We start from the raw sequence: 17896 nt of genomic DNA on the forward strand, positions 1-17896 counted from the left end.
TCCTGAAAAGGCGGAAGTTTGAATCGGAGGGAAAGATGAAATGTCCAAGAACCATCCTTATTGTGGATGATGAAGAAAAGATAGTGGAAGTCCTTCAGGTCTATCTGAAAAAGGAAGGATATCAGGTGCTGTGCGCTTATGACGGTACCACGGCAATGAAATTGTTTAAGGAAAATGAGGTTTCATTGATATTGCTGGATCTAATGCTTCCGGATATTATGGGGGAACAGGTCTGCAGGTCCATCCGCACGGTTTCCCGTGTTCCCATTATCATGCTGACTGCCAGAACGGAAGAGGCTGATCTGATCAACGGGCTTCAGATGGGGGCGGATGATTATATTTTCAAGCCGTTCAGTCCAAGGGCTGTGGTTGCAAAGGTTGGGGCTGTTTTGAGAAGGGCTGAGGGGGATGAACTGACCAGCCTGCCGGTATCCTATAACCAGGGAAAACTGGTCATTGATTTTGACAATATGATTGTGAAGGTGCAGGGAAAAGAGACCGACTTAACCCCAACGGAATTAAAGATCCTGACCACCATGGCCAAGGCCCCTAACCGTATTTTCACAAGGGAGCAGCTGATTACCTATGCACTGAATGACGACTTTGACGGCTATGACCGGAGCATTGATACATATATCAAAGGAATCCGGTCGAAGATCGAAGACGACCGCAGGTACCCTTCCTATATCCTTACGGTACATGGATTGGGTTATAAGTTTGCCGGAGAAATGGAATGAAAAAAAGTTTGAAGAACATCCTGATCATATCCTACTCCATCATGGCTCTTCTGATCGTTTTGGGATTAAGCCTGTTTTTTAATATCATGGCCGACAGCCTGTTTGAGCAATATGCGATCAAACAGCAGAGGACCCAGATCGATCAGATGATCAGCCAGATTGATCAGCTCTACGATGAAAAGACAGGTACATTTGACCAGAAAGGGATAGAGATCATAGGATATGCCGCCCTGCAGAATGGCCTTATTATCCATGTCCAGGCAGAGAACAGTGAAATGGACTGGGATATGCGTACCCACCGCTCCCATGAATGCGATATGATCCTGAAACATGCAGAAGGAAAGATGAAGGAACGCTACCCCAACTTTAATGGAAGCTACACACAGGAGACATATACGCTGGACCGCGGGGGAACGCCATTCGGCACATTAAAGGTAGGATATTATGGCCCCTATTCACTGAATGATCAGGAGCTGGAGCTGATGGGGAACCTGAATCATTCGCTGCTGGTTATTGGAGCAATTGCGCTTTTAGGTGTGGTGATCCTGGGAACGCTCATTGCCCGCGCTGTCTCCAAACCCATTGACAGCGTGATCTTGGTGGCCCAGAAGATTGCAGGAGGAGAATACGGCGCCCAGGCAAGGACAGGACAGGGGATGCGTGAGACCAGCCATATGGTGGAAGCCATCAATGAAATGTCCCTGGCCCTGGAAAAAGAGGAAAAGCAGAAACGTCAAATCACGTCAGATGTGGCCCATGAACTGCGGACGCCCCTCACCAATCTCCAGAGCCACATGGAGGCTATGATCGATGGAATCTGGGATCCTACCTCGGAACGCCTAAAAAGCTGTCACGCTGAGATTTTGCGCCTGGTCAGGATTGTGGAGCAGCTGCAGGAGCTGTATTCCCTGGAAAACTGCCGCCAGGAGTTAAACCGTACGGAGTTTGAGTTTTGCAGCCTGTGCCGGGAGGTTTTTCATGATTTCGAGATCAGGATCCGGGCAAAGGAGATCGTGATGGAGATCGATGCCCAACAGGGAGACCGGCTGTACGCTGACTATTTCCGGATAAAACAATGTCTGGTAAACCTGTTGTCAAACGCCCTGACCTATACACCGGAGGGAGGAACGATCCGGGTAACATACAGAACACAGGAAGACGGCAAAATCGTGATATCCGTGGAGGATAATGGGATTGGAGTGCCGAAGGAAGAACTGCCCTTCCTGTTTGATAGGTTTTACCGGGTGGATAAATCCAGAAGCAAGAAAACAGGAGGAATGGGGATCGGACTTTCCATCACAAAGGCCATTGTGGAGCAGCACGGAGGCAGGATCCATGGCGAAAGCCGGGAGGGAGGCGGCACCCGATTTGTCATAAAGCTGCCGGGAAAAAATAAATAACAATGAAAAAGGATATGGGTACAGGGAGTCTGTGATCCATATCTTTTTTATTGGGATCCCTGGTGACAGGGCTGTTGTGATCACCCATCTATCATAAAATTACCACATTTGGACGGTATGATGAAACAGTTCCGGAACGCCGTTCCATCGGAATCCATTCCCATAGAAACTTTTTCCATGGAATTACCTGCAGCAGAATCCACTCAGGTGGAACCATTCTCCGGCATTGGGCAATGATAAAATAGAGATGAAACAGGAAAAGATGATGGCTATCTTTTCCTGTTTTTTTATACTATAATACCTTTATAATCGTATATGGTGAAAACGACAGTAATAGATGGAGGGAGATCATACGATGAGTATAAAGTTAAGGCTTGAACAGCCTGAAGACTACCGTCAGACCGAAAATATGACCCGTGAGGCATTTTGGAATATTTATTCCCCAGGATGTTGTGAACATTACCTTCTCCATGTTATGCGCAGCCGCCCCGCTTTTGTGGGTGAACTGGACTATGTGGCCAAGGATGGGGACAGGATCATTGGAAATGTGGTCTGTGTAAAGGGGATCATCCATGGGGATGACGGACAGGATTACCAGGTGCTGAGTTTGGGGCCGATTTCCGTTCTGCCCCAATACCAGCGGTCCGGTGTTGGAAGGAAAATGATCGAACATACCAAAGAAATAGCCCGGAATCTGGGGTACAGGGCAATTCTGCTCTGCGGTGATCCGGATTACTATTCACGCCGAGGTTTTATTCCTGCCGAGGAACTGGGAATCCGGACCGCTGACAATATGTATGCCGCAGCACTTCAGGCCTGTGAGTTGTACAAAGGTGCTCTCAATGGAATCAGCGGACGCTATGTGGAGGATGGAATCTACGAAGCGGATGAATCTGCAGTCAATCACTTCGATCAGGAATTCCCGGAAAAAGAAAAGATAAGCGGCACCCCATCACAGCTTCGTTTTCTGGAATTGGCAGCTATGCGGAGAAGCGTATGATCTTCCCGTTTCTGTAACAATGATAAAACTAAATACAGCAGACGGATGTCTGCCCTTTTGGAGGTGGAAATGATGCAGAAGATAGGCTTTATCGGACTTGGGATCATGGGAACGCCCATGGCAAGGCTCCTTTTAAAAGCAGGATATCAGGTGAATATTTATGCCAGAACGGATGTGCACGTAAAGCCCCTGGCAGAAGAAGGCGGGATTGCCAGACAAACTCCCAAAGAGATTGCTGAGCACAGCGATGTGATCATTACCATGCTGCCGGATTCACGGGTGGTGGAAGAAGTAATGTTTGGCGAAAACGGAGTGTATGAAGGCCTGGATGAAGGAAAGATATTTATGGATATGGGCAGTTCGGATTATGCCAGCACTCAAAGAATCAGCAAGAAACTGGAAAAAAAAGGGGTCAGAATGCTGGATGCCCCGGTAACCGGCGGCGCCAAGGGAGCAGCGGAGGGAACCCTGACAATTATGGTTGGAGGGAATGTTGACACCCTGGAACAGGTGCGTCCTATACTGGAGGTAATGGGAGATAAGATCATACCGGTTGGACCCGTTGGCTCAGGGGATATTGCAAAAGCATGCAACCAGATGCTGTTTGCCCTGAATCTGAGCGCTGCGTCCGAGGTCCTGGCGCTGGCTGTCAAGGCAGGGCTGGATCCACAGGTACTGATGTCCGTGGTGAACTCAGGCTCAGGGGAAAGCTTTGCCGGACGTGTAAAAATGGAGAACTTTACATTTAAGCGCAATTTCAAGCCGGGATTTACCACGGATCTTATGGCCAAGGACGTAGACATGGCCCTGGATATGGCAAGAAGCTTGCAGGTGCCGATGAAGTTGGGAAATCTGGCCAGGGAAAATATCCGCGTTGCTCAGAACTGCGGATTTGGATCAGATGACTGCAGTTCCATTGTCCGGGTTGCGGAACAGGAGTCGGATGTGGTGATACAGCCGTTTGCCGATAACGATAAATGAGAATGAATGAAAAAGTATAAAAGGCTGCTATGAAGATAGCCGAATTTCATAGCAGCCTTTTGGTATGTAGAAAACAATGCCATGTAATCCCAGCGGTTCTACAGGAGCCATTGCAATGTAAAACCCGCTTGCATTTGCGGCTATTCCAGGAAGGATGCCTTTAATGGTTTATCTGATGTGCATCACCGCTGTCCCTTGGGCTCTGTGTTTTCATGAATGACTTTTGTATCAATAAAATTGACTTATTTCACAAGGCATCCTCTTGTTTTATGTTTTTTGCTATAGTTACAATAAGAATTTGTAATTTAAAGTAATTTAAAGGAGGAAGCAGTGTATGCGGAAATCATATAGCAGGGTGAGGAAGATTAAGGGGTTTGGCCCAAAGGCAGCAGCTTATGCAGTGACCATCTGTCTTGCGGCAAGCAATGCTCCGCTCACAGCTCTGGCTCAGGAAGAAACCGGGAAGACAGAGATGTCGAAAGGAGAGGGACAGGAGGAAACTGGAAACAAAGGGACTGGAATTAAAAATACCGGTGATGAAGAAGCCGGAAGTGAAGGAACCGGGAAAGAGGAAGCCGGAAGTGAAGGAACCGGAAAAGAGGAAGCCGGGAGTGAAGGAGCCGGAAACCAGGAAACTGGGAACGAAGGAGCCGGAAACGAGGGAGCCGGAAGTGAAGGAACTGGGAACAATGGAGCCGGAAGTGAAGGAGCCGGGAACGAAGGAGCCGGAGGTGGAGAGACCGGGAACGAAGGAGCCGGAGGTGAAGAAACCGGGAATAATGAATCCGGGAATAATGAATCCGGGAGTGAAGGGACCGGGAGCGGGGAAAACGGAACCGAAGGAACCGGAAATAATGGAACCGGGAGCGGAGAAACCGGAACCGAAAACAATGGACCCGAGAGTGGAGAAACCGGAACCGAAAACACCGAGAACGGAGAGAACGGAGAGAACTCATCCCATCAAGACGCTCCGGACAAGGATAAAGATTTAGATGAGGGAAATGGTACAGATGATAAGAATTCCCAGGATGATGTGAAGAACGATGATGATCTGATCGATGATCAGGAGAAAAATGAGAACATACCTCCCCAAGACCAGGTGGATCCGGACCAGATGGATCCGGATGTGGTAAATCCGGACCAGTTAGACCCGGACCAGATGGATCCGGACCAGTTAAACCCGGATTTGTTAAACCCGGAAGTGGTCCAGCCTGAACTTTTGATGGCAGCAGCCTTAAATAATGTTGTTTCGCAAAACGACATTCCAGAGCTGATAGCGGAAGATGATAATGGTAATATGAAGTTTATCTTAGAGCGGAACGGATTCGATATAGGCGGATATAATGGAGAGACTTATATAAAAAGCAGTTACAGTGGATATAGATCCAGAATCCTTATGGCAGATAGCCGCAGCTCAGATACTCTTTATTTCAGCGATGATCTGAAAGCGGATAAAAACGGTCTGGAGATTTACTTAAGGGCAGAAATCATACCGATTGACGATGTTTCTTATGTCAGATTGACCTACTATGTGGAAAATACAACAGATGATAAAGAAATCGGATTTTCCCTTGGTTTAGATGCAGATACATGTGTGGGCAGGGATGACATGGCAAAAGTTCAACGGACGGATGATGGGATCCTGATGCTGGGACGCGATTACAGCCAAGAGGAAGTGAACGAGTATGTAAATGCTTTTGTTGTCAAAGATGATGATGAAAGTGAGGCTCCCATTGACAGATGGTGGTACGGTTACTATGGAAACCGGTTCAGCAATATATTTGCAGGAGACTTGCCTGAGGAGGATTTGGAAGATATGGACAGCGGTATGGCTTGCTCATGGCTGGATCTGTCATTGGATGCAGGTGAGACGGGTAAATATTCCGTTATCTTTGGAATTGGGGATATTTACGATTATTCAGATGCAGAGATGCCGGATACAGATGATGGCGATGACGGTGAAGGACATGATGATACGGAATACTGGTCGGTGGATGGGGATAAGTGGACATTCAGTTATGGTAATTCTTATCGGGATCAGTGGGGATATCTGTATTATAATGGAAACTACAACTGGTATTACTTTGACCAGGATGGCCATATGGTAACCGGATGGTTTACGGCTCCTGACGGAAGGAAATTTTACCTGAATCCATCAGCAGACGGAAAACAGGGCGCTATGTATACCGGGTGGAATCAGATTGATGGAAAATGGTATTATTTCAGCCAGGAACAGGGGGCCGGACAAGGGCAGCTGCTGGTAAGGACAACTACCCCGGATGGATATACTGTGAATGAAAAGGGCGAATGGATTGAATGATATTCCCATATTGCAGGTGTCTACAAAGAGAATATGATAACACGGATATAAAAGAGAGCCGGTCCGGCTCTCTTTTTCAACGCAGTAAAATCCTCTGGAACTCCCTATTATATGAAAAAGCGCTCTTATTATATGATTCTATAACTTCATTCCCTTATAAACCTGTTCTGGTCCGCAACATTCCATAATACCACGGAAACTGTAAAATCCGGTTCATTGGGACTGATGAAAAATTGGCCGCCCTTTTTCTTTACAAGGCTGCGGACACTGGACAGACCGATTCCAACGCCCTGGTGCTTGGTGGAATATACCTGTTCTCCGGAAGCCAAAAATTCACCGGACCAATGGTTCTTGACAGTCAGAAGGAGGTTGCCGTTTGCAACTCTGGAATAAACCTTTACCAGGCGCATTTCTTCCGGCAGTTTTTCAGAGGCTTCAATGGCATTTTCCAAAAGGTTGCCCAAAAGGATTCCCAGATTCCACCCTTCCAGTTTTAGTTCAGATGGCAGTGCTACTTTTAAACGCAGGGAAATGTTTTTTTCATCTGCAGCCTGCTGGTAATAATTCAAAATGGCATTGGCAGCCTGATTTTCACATAGGGCGGGACGGGTGGCCTGTTCTGAACTGTCTTCCCAGCCCATGATGTAATGTTCAAGTTCCTCGTATTGATGCTGTCCAGCCAGTTCCTTTATTGTATTGAGGTGATGGCGCAGATCGTGGCGTATCCGGCGTATTTCCGCAAAATTTCCGGTAATGAGCCGGTAATTCTCTTCCTGAAGGGAAAATTGCTTTTTCATCAGACGTACATTTTCAGTCAGAGCAGCACGGTCAGCGTAAGCTTTGACCGTATCAAACCAAAGGCCGCCTCCCAGGATAAGTATGAATGCAAAGCCGGCATTTTCAGTCTGCCATCCAAATCGTATTGGTTCAAATACAGGCAGGGCTGTCTGGAACAGAAGAGACACCGCAATGATACAAAGCCCTGCGAGCAGCAGTCCGTTGATCCGTTCATCGCGCTGTTTATTGAAACATGCGGTTACAATGAGCCAGCTGAAAAGGAGCAGCTTGCAGCTGTCCAGAAAAACAGAATAGGCCATCATTGCATTTAAGCTGTCATTAATCAGAAAAGAGGGGATGACCAGGGTGAGCAGTACAATAAAACCGCCAAGGCTGAGAACAATCCGCTGAGGGCTGCCGCTGATCCTGCATAAACTACAATGAAGGGTAGTGACTGCTAAAAGGAAGAGAAAAAAACTGGTATCTTCCAAACGGTAGGACCAGTATCCTGCACCGAACAAATGGAGCAGGGGATAGGTGGCATAGAGGGCAAACAGAAGGCTGGTTAAAGCAAACAGGATCATCTGTCGCCGTTCTTCTCCGGTCCTTATGCCGATCATAAGATACATGATCCCTATGGTGAATGAGGATATCACCATAATGCAGGTGCGCATAAGGCGGAAGGAGATCAAATCTGATACGGTTTCCATGGTTCCGAATGCGGGCGGATAGATCATACCGCTGTAGTAGTGGATATGATCGGCTGCCTGCACTACGATCTCTGCCTGGCTGGTTGCCTGAAACGTGACCATCCCTGTGCGGATAGCGGGCTGGCCGGAACCGGAAATATCGCCTAAACGGCTGACCAGACTGCCATTGATCCAGACACGGGAGGCGGAATAGATCTCAGGAAGTTCCAAAGCGTATTCATCCGGTTTGGACGGAAGCAGGATATTCAGGCGGTAGGTAGCGGATCCGTGGGGGGAGCCGGTACTGCCTTTGCCTTCAAAACCGCCGTATTGGCCTAAGAATAGATATTGGGGATGATGTCCGTCAAATGTACCTGGGTCCAAACGCTTTTGCGGATAAAATTCCCAGCCATACGTCAGAATATTCAGCGGGTGCGCATCCATGGAAGTACTTAAGTCCAGGCCCCCTTGCTTTCCGTAAACAGCAGAGGCGCTATATTTATTATCATATTGATACTGTAGAAAAAAGAGGGAGGCAGCGCATAATACAGCACAAAAAAGCAATACAATGCGCTTCCAATCATAGGGTGTTCTGATATCATCGCCTCCTTGTCATCCAAAAACCGGCAATTCCGCCGAAAAGCACAGCAACAGCGCCGGCAAGCTTTCGTGCAGTGGCATTCCAGACCGACTTGGCAGGTGGTTTCTCCGAAATGTCAGGCGGTTCTGTCCCGGTTGGTGCAGTCGGAGCTTTGTGTTCTTTGTTTTGGACATCCGCCGTTGTGTTTGTGTCCGCCGGGTCCTGTTCCGCATTGTGTGGGACTTGATCGGGAATCTCTGTTCCCGGTGTACCCCTGTCCTTCTCCAATGCTGCACCAGCGTCCACGGGCGCATCGACAGCCTTGACCGGTCCGATGGAAGGTGGGGATAAGAGGGCGGAATCAGGGATATCCAGGCTATTATATGGGGAAGTTTCCGGTGGAATTGCTGTTATGAGAGTATCCTTTTTAGACGTTGCCCCATTGCTGATAACACTGTTTTTTGTTCCATCGCCGCCATGGCTCCCATTACCACCTTGATTCCCATCACCATCCTGATGCCCATCCCCGGAATCAGGGGATTCCTGCCCGTCATGATTAGGAGGAAGCGGCGGATCAGGCGAAGGATCAGGGGAAGGGGGAATATCAGGATCCGGAGGAATCTCCACCGGCGGTTCCTCATTGGACTCATCTTCTGATCCCTCTGTGTCAAACAGTCCTTCCGGGGGCTGCTCCTGCCGGTTACCGCCGCCCCGGTTACCGCCAATATCCGTCCCGAACGAAATACCATAGATATTGTGGTATACACTTAGGGTAGAGGAAAATGATTCACGGTCCGGATCAGCTGACTGTTCGATCTGAAACGTGTATCCCAGGCCATCCAGATGTTTCCGGCTTAAATGGGATACCGAAAGGGAATTGCCGGTCAGAATTACATTTGGCGCATCTGTGATATCATACCATGTATCCCTGCCGTCTAAAGAGCACCAGACCGTCAGCATAGAGGGATCACCCAGGGAAATAACCTGGTCCTGACAGTTGTAAAACTGAAAGCGGGCTGTCTGGTCTTCAAATAGTTTTTCCTCGTCAGCATATAAGAAAAATGCGGCCTCAGGAGAATAGACGGATATTGTAAAAGAAAGCTCAGGCATATGGTCGAAATCCAGAAGATGTCTGTTGGCATCTATTGTCTCGTTTGAAAAATGCCCATGGACCACGGTATCACCCACTTGATCCCAATCAATGGCATTCACTGTTTCCCAATCCCATTCCACAGGGAGCAGAATCTTTTCTTTCCAAAATCCATGGGGGGAGTCTCCATAAAAGACGCTGATCGGATCATATAGGTCCCGGTTGATCCAGTCACTGATTCCCTTTTCTATTTTCAGGTCCAGAAAAAAGGGACGGGGAGCCCCTGTTTTGTACTCAATGATCGGATAGGGGCCGTCCACGGCTGGGGTGGGATCCCAGACACTGCCGCAATCTGGATTCCATTCATCTCCGCCTTGTTCACCGCCGGAGGAAATGATGGAAACCGACTGTATGCTGCCGTCAGCGGTCACCTCCACAATATCCGAATTATGGGAATCATAATCGGAGAGTTTTAAATCAATGGCCTGAAACAGGGAGTCTGAGTAAATGCCGGTAATGGAAAGTTGGTTATCACTGATCCGTACCCTGGAACTTTGAGTGATATTATGCCAGCTTGCACCATTGTCCAGGCTTTCATATAGTTCCATGAACATTAGAGGCAAACGAAAGGGAGTTTCATTCATTCTATATTGGAGCAGAAGCGTACTTCCATTTACCTCGGGCTGGAATGACATGGTTCCGCTGCGGACCACGGCAATTATAAGGGAAGGAGAAGGGATATCGCCCCAATCCAGAGGATATGAACAGGCATCCGTATCCAGGATACCTGTAACGGGATATTCTCCTTCCCTGGTGAAATCAACCTCACTTAGATCCCATTCCACATCCAGATATTCGGGTTCGTCTATATGGCCGTCAGGGCCATCCACATATAATTCCACAACAGCTGGAAGTTCCGCAGAAGCATCAAATTCAACACCTGCTGCCCATTCTAAAGGCCAATCATGATGATCGAAATGATAGCCGCAAAAAACGTATTCTTCCTCCTGTTTTTTCCTCGGTTCGCTGCGGTATTGTTCCCTGGAAATACAACTCTCGCCTGCGGACACGGCATCTGGTGCGGTATCCTGATCCTCCAGCTTGTCCTCCGGGTTCTCTTTTTCACCTGTTGTGTTGTCAGGATCTTCCCTTGTGCCATCGGTTGGGTCAGAGGAGCCCTCTTGGTTATGGCCGGGTTTGTCAGAGGAATCGTCTTTATCGCTGTCAGTGTCAGGCTGGCTGGAGGAATTATCTTCATTGCCGTCAGGCGGGTTATAGGAATCATCTTCACCGCCATCGGGCAGGCCAGAGGAATCATCTTTATCGCCATCGGGCAGGCCAGAGGAATCATCTTCATTGCCGTCAGGCGGGGTATAGGAATCATCTTCACCGCCATCGGGCAGGCCAGAGGAATCATCTTCATTGCCGTCAGGCGGGTTATAGGAATCATCTTCACCGCCATCGGGCAGGTCAGAGGAATTATCTTCATTGCCGTCAGGCAGGTCGGAGGAATCATCTTCATTGCCATTGGACTGGTTAGAGGAATCCTCTTCACCGCCATCAGAGGAACCATCCCCATCACTTTCAGCCTTTTCAGACGAATCCTCCATACGGCCCCTGTGATCTTTTGCATCATCTTTTGCTGCATAAGATCCAATTTCCCCGGATGAGACAGAGCCTTTGTTGCTGGAATCCCCATTCTCACCGGAGCACTGATAGGCATAAGGTGGCGGAACGGGCTGGGCAGCGGCCAGGGAGTAGAGGGATGTACTGCCTGTTGCCAGAGCAATGATGGAAAGGGCAATGGCGGAGCGCAGCATGATCATTTGTTTTTTCATCATTCATCACCTGCCATGGATGCAGTCAGGTACTGTCCATATTCTTTATCGAAAATTTTTTCCCGGGTGCGGCTTAACGGGATTTTCTCACCGGTTATTAACAGGATGTCATTTCCATCCTTTGAGGCGATAAAATCCATATTTAAAATAAAACTGCGGTGTGTCCTCAGAAAACGGGAGTCTGAAAGCTGCCCCATAACATTCGCCAGCGGACAGCGCAGAACAATGTCAGCGGACGCGTGAATAATGGTCTGGTTTCGGAATACTTCAACAAACCGTATGTTTCTCAAAGGCACTTTTATTTCATGTCCGTTGGAAAAGAAAAAGGCGCATCTGGCAGCAGATATCAGCAGCCGTTCGCACCGTTTGAGCGCTTTTTCAACCTGTTCATATGTAACTGGTTTTACCAGATAATGTTCCGCATCCACCTCATAGCTTCTGGAATAATGGTCCCTGCTGATGGTGACGAAAATAATGGCACAGCCATTTCCTTCTGCACGGATTGTTTCAGCCAGATCCATGCCGGAAAGAGGTGACATGTAGATATCTAAAAACATGATTCGGATATCAGGGTCCTGACGTGCAGTGTCTAAAAGCAGCGTGGACTGACTAAATTCCAGAATTGTGTAATCAAGAGCGTTATCAATGGCATATTGCTGGATAAACTGACGAAGCTGGACTCGTATAGACTCATCATCGTCACAAATTGCTATTTTCACAAAAATCCCCCTTACAAATTGTCATAGTATATTTATTTAAGCACAGAACATGGGGAGATGCAAGATTTTCAATGACCAATTGTCTCGTTTTGCATCTGTTTGTCCCGGAGGGCTTACGGAAAAGCCCGGCTTCATCTATGATCATGTTATATTTGGTAATATATGGATTTCAGACTTGCTGATTCCAGGACATTCATTGGAGGAGGGGAATACTTATGTTGATTGCAATTTGTGATGATGAGAAATCAGAGAGAGAGCAGGTCGGAGGAATATTGGTACAAAAGATGAAAAAACGGGGAGAACCTTTACAGATTGCATATTTTGAGCAGGGGGAAGACCTGATCGAACAATATGAAAGCGAGGATCAGTATCCGGGATATGACCTTATTTTTATGGATATTTATCTGCAGAGGTTAAGCGGAATGGAGATCATACGCAGGCTGCGCAAACATGACAGGAATGTTGCTGTGATATTTATGTCCTCCAGTCCGGATTACGCCATAGAAAGCTATGATGTATGGGCAGATGGTTACCTGCTCAAGCCCATTGTGCGGGATAAAGTGGAAAATGTCCTGAACCGTTTTATGGAATACCGATATCCAAAGAACAAAAAGAGCCTTCTGATGGTAAATGGGAGTTCCAGCAGACGGATTTCCTATGACGATATCATGTATATTGAAAGCCGGAGGATGAATCTGAGGATTGTATGCGCCAAGGGGGTGGAGCATACTATTCGCAAAAAGCTGGATGAGGTCCAGGCAGAACTGACCCAGCCAAGGTTTTTAAAGTGTAATCAAAGTTATATTGTAAACATGGATTATATTACCCGCGCGGATACGGATTTCACAATGGAAAACGGTGACAGAATCCCCATCAAGGTCCGGGAACGGAAACGGATCAGGGAGAAGTATTTTGCTTATGTGCTGGAGCGGGGATGGGATGATATGTAAAGGTCTGATCATTCCTATAGCTAATTCATCCCCATTGTGCTATAATACCCTCAGTGTGCAAGGGTACACACCCTTCAGATGCCTTGTGCGCTGAAGGTAAGCCCTATTAAATACAAGTGAGGTTGTTATGGAATACGGAAATGTTCAATTTGGAAAAGAAATCAAGTTCTGGTGTTATTTAATGGTCACAGTGGCTGCGATCAATATTCTTGGGTGTGCGCTGCTTAAGGATTATTTTTCCATGGTGACCTGTATTGCGGCGGGGATCCTCTATTATTGGCTGATGATAGGAAGAAAACGTCTGACATTTTATCTGATCCTAGTTTTGTTTGGCGTTCTGATACTGTCCTCGGTCCTGATAAAGGTCAATCTGCTGGCAGCGGTTGTCAGGCATGGGATACCTCCGTTCATCACCTTTATATTACTCAAGAAATACTGGCCTTTTATGAAGTGACAGGGACTCTAAACACAGGGAAGGGATGGGTGGTTTCTTGAAGGAGAAGGAATTATACACCATAGGAGAGGTGGCCGGGATTTGCAATATTTCCGCCAAGGCTTTGCGCTACTATGATAAGATCGGCCTTCTTTCCCCTGACCATATCAGTGAGGAAAATGGTTACCGCTATTACAGCAGGAAGACCCTGCTTCTGGTTCCCGTGATGAAATATTATAAACAGATGGGGTTTAAGCTGGAGGAAATGCAGGAGATGCTGGGCGGAAATACATACCAGTTCCTGCAGCAGAATTTCCACTCCAAGATCAGTGGACTTAAGGACATGGAAAGGGAGATCCAGGGTAGCCTGGCGGCGGTCAAAGACTGGTATGAGCTGATAAAGGAAGCGGAACTGGTCATCCGTCACAAAATCCAGGACGTTTCCGTGCGTTTTATAGATCCCGCATCCTATTGCTATATGGATCAGGATTTTAATTACCAGTATATGGAATCCATTATCAATATCAGCTGGACCAATTATCTGGAAGCGGCGGGACAGAAGATAACAGGACCGGTCATCCTGAATTTTTCTTCCGCCGCCCATAAGATGTCAGGAACCTGTACCAGGGCAAGGATCATGCAGAAGGCGGTATGGGCGGATCCGGAGGATCCGGCTCAGATCATGTGGGGCGGCCGGATGGCGGCGTGCGCTTATCATGTGGGCGGTTATGAGGATATGGGACAAGTCTATGAGAAGATCTTAAAATGGGCGGATATGAGAGGATATGCCTGTGACCAGGGATGCTTTGAGCGCTACGTGATCGATTATTGGACTACCCGCAGTTCCAGTGAATTTGTGACAGAAGTGATCGTGCCGGTGACCCCAAGATCCGGATAAAAACCTTCCCCTTTACAGGAATGTAACAAGGGAAGGAAACAGGAACGACCAGGTAAAAAGAGAAGGGAAAGGCCCCTTTTTTGGGCCTGGCCGTTCTTTTTTGCCTTATTTTCCGGAATCGGAGGTATCCGGGAATGGATATTGACATTCCACCTAACAGGAAGGTTTATACTAGTATTATGTTAAAAAACTGACAGGGGGTTTGATCGGGGAAGATGCAAAAAGAAAAACTTTATTCAATCGGGGAAGTCAGCAAAATATGCAACATTTCAAAAAAGGCCCTTCGCTTTTATGACCAGATCGGAATTATTGCGCCGGACGTAATATGTAAGGAGAACGGGTACAGGTATTATAACAGGGAGACCCTTTTGACCGTTCCCATTGTGAAGTATTACAAGCAGATGGGATTTAAGCTGGAGGAAATGCAGGACCTGGTGGAGGGGAACACATACTATTTTGTCAAACAGAATTTTATCAGTAAGATCGATGAGCTGAGGATCCAGGAACAGGAGATCCACAACAGTTATGTGGCGGTCAAGGACTGGTATGAGCTGATCCAGGAAGCTCAGCTGGTTTCCAGGAGCAAGGTGCAGGAGGTAGGGGTGAAATACATAAGCACGGCTAATTATTGTTACATGGACCAGCCGTTTTCCTACCACTACATGGAATCTATTATCAATATTGACTGGGTGAACTATCTGGAGAGCGTGAACAACGAGATCGCAGGTGAGGTGATCCTTCGGTTCCCTTCCTGGACGGACAAGATGAATGGGACCAGCACGTCCGCCAGGATCATGCAAAGGCCCATCCGTCCATGTATGGAGGGAACGAACCAGACTGTGTTCGGCGGGAACATGGCGGCCACGGTTTACCATTTAGGCGCATTGGAACAGATTGAGGATTCCTATGGGAAGATACGGGACTGGACAGCTGCCAGGGGATACAAATGCGGCCCGGAATCTTATGAGCGCTATGTGGTGGATTACTGGACCACCAGGAATCCGGAGGAGTTTGTGACAGAGGTGATCGTACCCATTGTCAGCGGTCCCTGTGACTGAGGACAAAAAGCTTCCCCTTAGGGGAAAGATTTATGCAGGACATACGGGGGGAGAATACAGAGATTTCCCCTTCCGAATGAAAATAAAGAGACGAGAATGGTCGGATTCTGACGTGCAGGTGCCTGGTCACCTGCTTCTTTTTTTGCCGGTTTTGATGGAATAATCTTCCATAAAACCCTTATATTTCAATGCTTTCCGAGAATACCCAATTCTTTGCAAAATTAAAAAGCAGCAAATAGTTAAAAAAATCTCAAAAAAACGGTTGACATTCCACTAAAGGGCAGGGTCTATACTAAATGCATAGAAAAACATGACGCGTATTTAAAAAGTTGGTAATATTGCTGATTTGGGATGTTTTCTAATTTGTGAAGGCCGAACACAAAATCATTAAAACAAAATATGATAACCGGCTTTTGTGCATTTTGACACGCAAAAGCGGGCGCAAGAAAAGGAGCAACAGACCATGAAATATGATGCATTGGGAATGATTGAGACAAAAGGATTGGTGGGATCCATTGAGGCGGCGGACGCCATGGTAAAAGCCGCCAATGTTACACTGCTTGGCAAAGAAATGATCGGCGGAGGCCTGGTCACTGTGATGGTGCGGGGAGATGTTGGCGCTGTGAAGGCTGCCACAGACGCGGGAGCAGCTGCGGCCGGAAGAGTGGGAGAACTGGTAAGCGTACATGTGATACCACGGCCCCACGGGGAAGTGGAAACCATTCTTCCGGGAACCAGGACCTCAGAATAGAACATCACAGAACAGAACATCAGAATAGCGACCAAAGGAGATTCCATATATGAACGGAGACAGTGCAGCAGTAAATTATGGGGCGGCAGCCCCTATGACGGCTGATGACAAAATGAAACAGGTGAACAAAAAATTCCGAGTGACGGGAATAACCACAGGGCTGATATCCGGCCTGACCTACGGGATCTACACCACCCTGGTACTGGTGGCTGGATATTATGAGCCTCTTATGGGCGCGGCCGGTGTCCTGGCAGCTCCCTATGTGTGTTCAGGACTCAATGACCTGTTCGCAGGCATCTGGCTGACCCTTTACAACGCAAGATGCGGCAGGCTCAGTGAGCTTGGACGAAGCTTACATACATTTCCCGGCAAGATGATCGTGCTTGGATCCCTGCTGGGAGGACCCATTGCCAACGGGGCTTACCTGGTGGGCCTGGCCATGGCAGGGGCATACGCCATCCCCATTTCCGCCACATGCAGCTTGTTTGGAGCGATCTTTGCGTGGATCTTCTTAAAACAAAAGCCTACCAAGCGTGTCATTGCAGGTATGATGATCTGCGTGGCCGGCGCCATTGTGATCAACTGGGTAAAGCCTGAGGGCAGCCCCAACTTCACACTGGGCATCATCTGCGCACTGATCGCTGCGATCAGCTGGGGACTGGAGGGAATGCTTTCCAGCTACGGCGGCGCTATGATCGATACGGATGTGGCGGTTAACTTAAGGGAACTGATCTCCGGCATTGTGGACCTGGTCGTGATCGTTCCGCTGGTGGGTGGAATGGCCCTTTTGGGAGGAACCTTTGCAGCAGGACTTCCGCTGATCTGGCTGGCGCTTTCCGGTTTAAGCGCAGCCGTATCCTTTGTATGCTGGTACAAGAGCAATTCCACTGTGGGCTGTGCCATTGGCATGTCCTTAAATGTAACATACGCCTTTTGGGGCGTGCTCTTCTGCGTCATGTTCCTGGGCCAGCAGCTCACATCCACCATTGTGATCGGATCCGTTGTCATCGTGTTCGGAGCCATCCTGGTAACTATGAATCCACTGGATCTGCTTAAGAAGGGAGAGTAGGAAAATGCTATTACCGGCAAGAACAGCAGTGCTGAATTATTTGTACAGTGTTAAGAGCGCTGACATAAAAGAAATCATGGAAGCCCTGAAACCCCAGTACGGCGGGGAACGGCAGTTTACAAAGGAACGTTACCTGGATCACGTCATGTCCCTGGAAGCCAACGGCCTTTTAAACTTGGAGAGCTACAAGCTGGATGAGGCAGGGGAACTTTCCCTGCGCTATATCATAAACGAAGACGGAAAAGCAACGGTTGAAAAATATGTGCCGAAGAAATACCGTCAGTGCAGCTGACGGGAGGAAAACATATGAGATATTATGGTGAAGAAGCCCTGGGACTGGTGGAGACAGTGGGGCTGGTGCCCGCTCTGGAGGCGGCTGACAAGATGTTAAAGGCAGCGGATGTGGAACTGATCTCCTATGAAAATGTGGGCTCCACCCTTGTCACCATTATGGTGAAGGGGGATGTGGCAGCGGTCCGTTCCTCGGTGGAGGCAGGAGCAGCGGCAGCAGCCGCCATCGGAAAGCTGACAGCCAAGAATGTGATGCCAAGGCCCATCCGTGAAGTGGGGGATATTGTATCCGTCCATGACATTGACGCCTGACAA

Annotated in this window: 16 protein-coding genes; 13 read left to right on the forward strand and 3 right to left on the reverse strand. The window is 48.1% G+C overall.

The features are described 5' to 3' along the window. Positions 1-35 precede the first annotated feature (35 nt). From ABID13_RS04190 to ABID13_RS04210, 5 genes are all read left to right on the forward strand, one after another. Positions 36-737 (forward strand): response regulator transcription factor, encoded by a 702-nt coding sequence (locus ABID13_RS04190; RefSeq protein WP_045094015.1) that lies wholly within the window; start codon positions 36-38, stop codon positions 735-737. Next, entirely contained in the window at positions 734-2137 is a 1404-nt protein-coding gene (locus ABID13_RS04195; protein WP_007859131.1) for a sensor histidine kinase, read from the forward strand. Before ABID13_RS04190 ends, ABID13_RS04195 begins: the two co-directional genes overlap by 4 nt. A gap of 355 nt (positions 2138-2492) precedes the next feature. Continuing rightward, positions 2493-3137, forward strand: coding sequence for a GNAT family N-acetyltransferase (locus tag ABID13_RS04200; protein ID WP_007859130.1), 645 nt, complete (start codon positions 2493-2495; stop codon positions 3135-3137). 69 nt (positions 3138-3206) lie between these two features. Then, a complete protein-coding gene (locus ABID13_RS04205) occupies positions 3207-4118 on the forward strand; it encodes an NAD(P)-dependent oxidoreductase (RefSeq protein ID WP_007859129.1) in 912 nt (303 codons plus the stop codon). Between the two features lie 334 nt (positions 4119-4452). After that, positions 4453-6438, forward strand: a complete 1986-nt coding sequence (locus ABID13_RS04210; RefSeq protein ID WP_048930252.1) for a hypothetical protein — start codon at positions 4453-4455, stop codon at positions 6436-6438. Positions 6439-6584: 146 nt separating this feature from the next. Here ABID13_RS04210 and ABID13_RS04215 read toward each other — a convergent pair whose 3' ends face one another. From ABID13_RS04215 to ABID13_RS04225, 3 genes are all read right to left on the reverse strand, one after another. Further along, positions 6585-8288, reverse strand: a complete 1704-nt coding sequence (locus ABID13_RS04215; RefSeq protein ID WP_048930329.1) for a sensor histidine kinase — start codon at positions 8286-8288, stop codon at positions 6585-6587. Between the two features lie 214 nt (positions 8289-8502). Next, entirely contained in the window at positions 8503-11415 is a 2913-nt protein-coding gene (locus ABID13_RS04220) for an ICP22 family protein (RefSeq protein WP_156200104.1), read from the reverse strand. Further along, positions 11412-12131: a LytR/AlgR family response regulator transcription factor gene (locus tag ABID13_RS04225; protein WP_195415234.1), complete on the reverse strand. Its 720-nt coding sequence runs from the start codon at positions 12129-12131 to the stop codon at positions 11412-11414. Before ABID13_RS04225 ends, ABID13_RS04220 begins: the two co-directional genes overlap by 4 nt. A gap of 215 nt (positions 12132-12346) precedes the next feature. Here ABID13_RS04225 and ABID13_RS04230 point away from each other — a divergent pair, with 215 nt between their 5' ends. The 8 genes from ABID13_RS04230 (at position 12347) to ABID13_RS04265 (ending at position 17893) form a co-directional block, all read left to right on the forward strand. Then, on the forward strand, positions 12347-13081 hold the full coding sequence (locus tag ABID13_RS04230) for a LytR/AlgR family response regulator transcription factor (RefSeq protein WP_007859119.1): 735 nt from the start codon (positions 12347-12349) through the stop codon (positions 13079-13081). Positions 13082-13208: 127 nt separating this feature from the next. Then, entirely contained in the window at positions 13209-13535 is a 327-nt protein-coding gene (locus ABID13_RS04235; RefSeq protein WP_007859117.1) for a hypothetical protein, read from the forward strand. Between the two features lie 37 nt (positions 13536-13572). Beyond that, positions 13573-14412 carry a MerR family transcriptional regulator gene (locus ABID13_RS04240; RefSeq protein WP_117450713.1) on the forward strand — a complete coding sequence of 280 codons (840 nt, stop codon included), beginning with the start codon at positions 13573-13575 and terminating at the stop codon, positions 14410-14412. A 215-nt stretch (positions 14413-14627) separates the two neighbouring features. Continuing rightward, the gene (locus ABID13_RS04245) at positions 14628-15470 is read left to right on the forward strand and encodes a MerR family transcriptional regulator (RefSeq protein ID WP_048930249.1); all 843 of its coding nucleotides are present in this window, start codon (positions 14628-14630) and stop codon (positions 15468-15470) included. A gap of 463 nt (positions 15471-15933) precedes the next feature. Beyond that, positions 15934-16221: an ethanolamine utilization microcompartment protein EutM gene (gene eutM / locus ABID13_RS04250; RefSeq protein ID WP_007859111.1), complete on the forward strand. Its 288-nt coding sequence runs from the start codon at positions 15934-15936 to the stop codon at positions 16219-16221. Between the two features lie 49 nt (positions 16222-16270). Beyond that, positions 16271-17290: a DMT family transporter gene (locus tag ABID13_RS04255; protein WP_007859109.1), complete on the forward strand. Its 1020-nt coding sequence runs from the start codon at positions 16271-16273 to the stop codon at positions 17288-17290. A 4-nt stretch (positions 17291-17294) separates the two neighbouring features. Further along, positions 17295-17582 (forward strand): hypothetical protein, encoded by a 288-nt coding sequence (locus ABID13_RS04260; RefSeq protein WP_007859108.1) that lies wholly within the window; start codon positions 17295-17297, stop codon positions 17580-17582. A 14-nt stretch (positions 17583-17596) separates the two neighbouring features. Continuing rightward, entirely contained in the window at positions 17597-17893 is a 297-nt protein-coding gene (locus ABID13_RS04265; protein ID WP_007859107.1) for a BMC domain-containing protein, read from the forward strand. Positions 17894-17896 lie beyond the last annotated feature (3 nt).

The sequence above is a fragment of the Enterocloster citroniae genome, assembly GCF_040545455.1.
GTDB lineage: Bacteria > Bacillota > Clostridia > Lachnospirales > Lachnospiraceae > Enterocloster > Enterocloster citroniae.

What these genes read in the sequence shown, in the direction of transcription:
- ABID13_RS04190 (WP_045094015.1), top strand. Translation starts at nt 36, where the DNA reads ATGAAATGTCCAAGAACCATCCTTATTGTGGATGATGAAGAAAAGATA.
- ABID13_RS04195 (WP_007859131.1), top strand. Translation starts at nt 734, where the DNA reads ATGAAAAAAAGTTTGAAGAACATCCTGATCATATCCTACTCCATCATG.
- ABID13_RS04200 (WP_007859130.1), top strand. Translation starts at nt 2,493, where the DNA reads ATGAGTATAAAGTTAAGGCTTGAACAGCCTGAAGACTACCGTCAGACC.
- ABID13_RS04205 (WP_007859129.1), top strand. Translation starts at nt 3,207, where the DNA reads ATGATGCAGAAGATAGGCTTTATCGGACTTGGGATCATGGGAACGCCC.
- ABID13_RS04210 (WP_048930252.1), top strand. Translation starts at nt 4,453, where the DNA reads ATGCGGAAATCATATAGCAGGGTGAGGAAGATTAAGGGGTTTGGCCCA.
- ABID13_RS04220 (WP_156200104.1), bottom strand. Translation starts at nt 11,415, where the DNA reads ATGATGAAAAAACAAATGATCATGCTGCGCTCCGCCATTGCCCTTTCC.
- ABID13_RS04230 (WP_007859119.1), top strand. Translation starts at nt 12,347, where the DNA reads ATGTTGATTGCAATTTGTGATGATGAGAAATCAGAGAGAGAGCAGGTC.
- ABID13_RS04235 (WP_007859117.1), top strand. Translation starts at nt 13,209, where the DNA reads ATGGAATACGGAAATGTTCAATTTGGAAAAGAAATCAAGTTCTGGTGT.
- ABID13_RS04245 (WP_048930249.1), top strand. Translation starts at nt 14,628, where the DNA reads ATGCAAAAAGAAAAACTTTATTCAATCGGGGAAGTCAGCAAAATATGC.
- eutM (WP_007859111.1), top strand. Translation starts at nt 15,934, where the DNA reads ATGAAATATGATGCATTGGGAATGATTGAGACAAAAGGATTGGTGGGA.
- ABID13_RS04255 (WP_007859109.1), top strand. Translation starts at nt 16,271, where the DNA reads ATGAACGGAGACAGTGCAGCAGTAAATTATGGGGCGGCAGCCCCTATG.
- ABID13_RS04260 (WP_007859108.1), top strand. Translation starts at nt 17,295, where the DNA reads ATGCTATTACCGGCAAGAACAGCAGTGCTGAATTATTTGTACAGTGTT.
- ABID13_RS04265 (WP_007859107.1), top strand. Translation starts at nt 17,597, where the DNA reads ATGAGATATTATGGTGAAGAAGCCCTGGGACTGGTGGAGACAGTGGGG.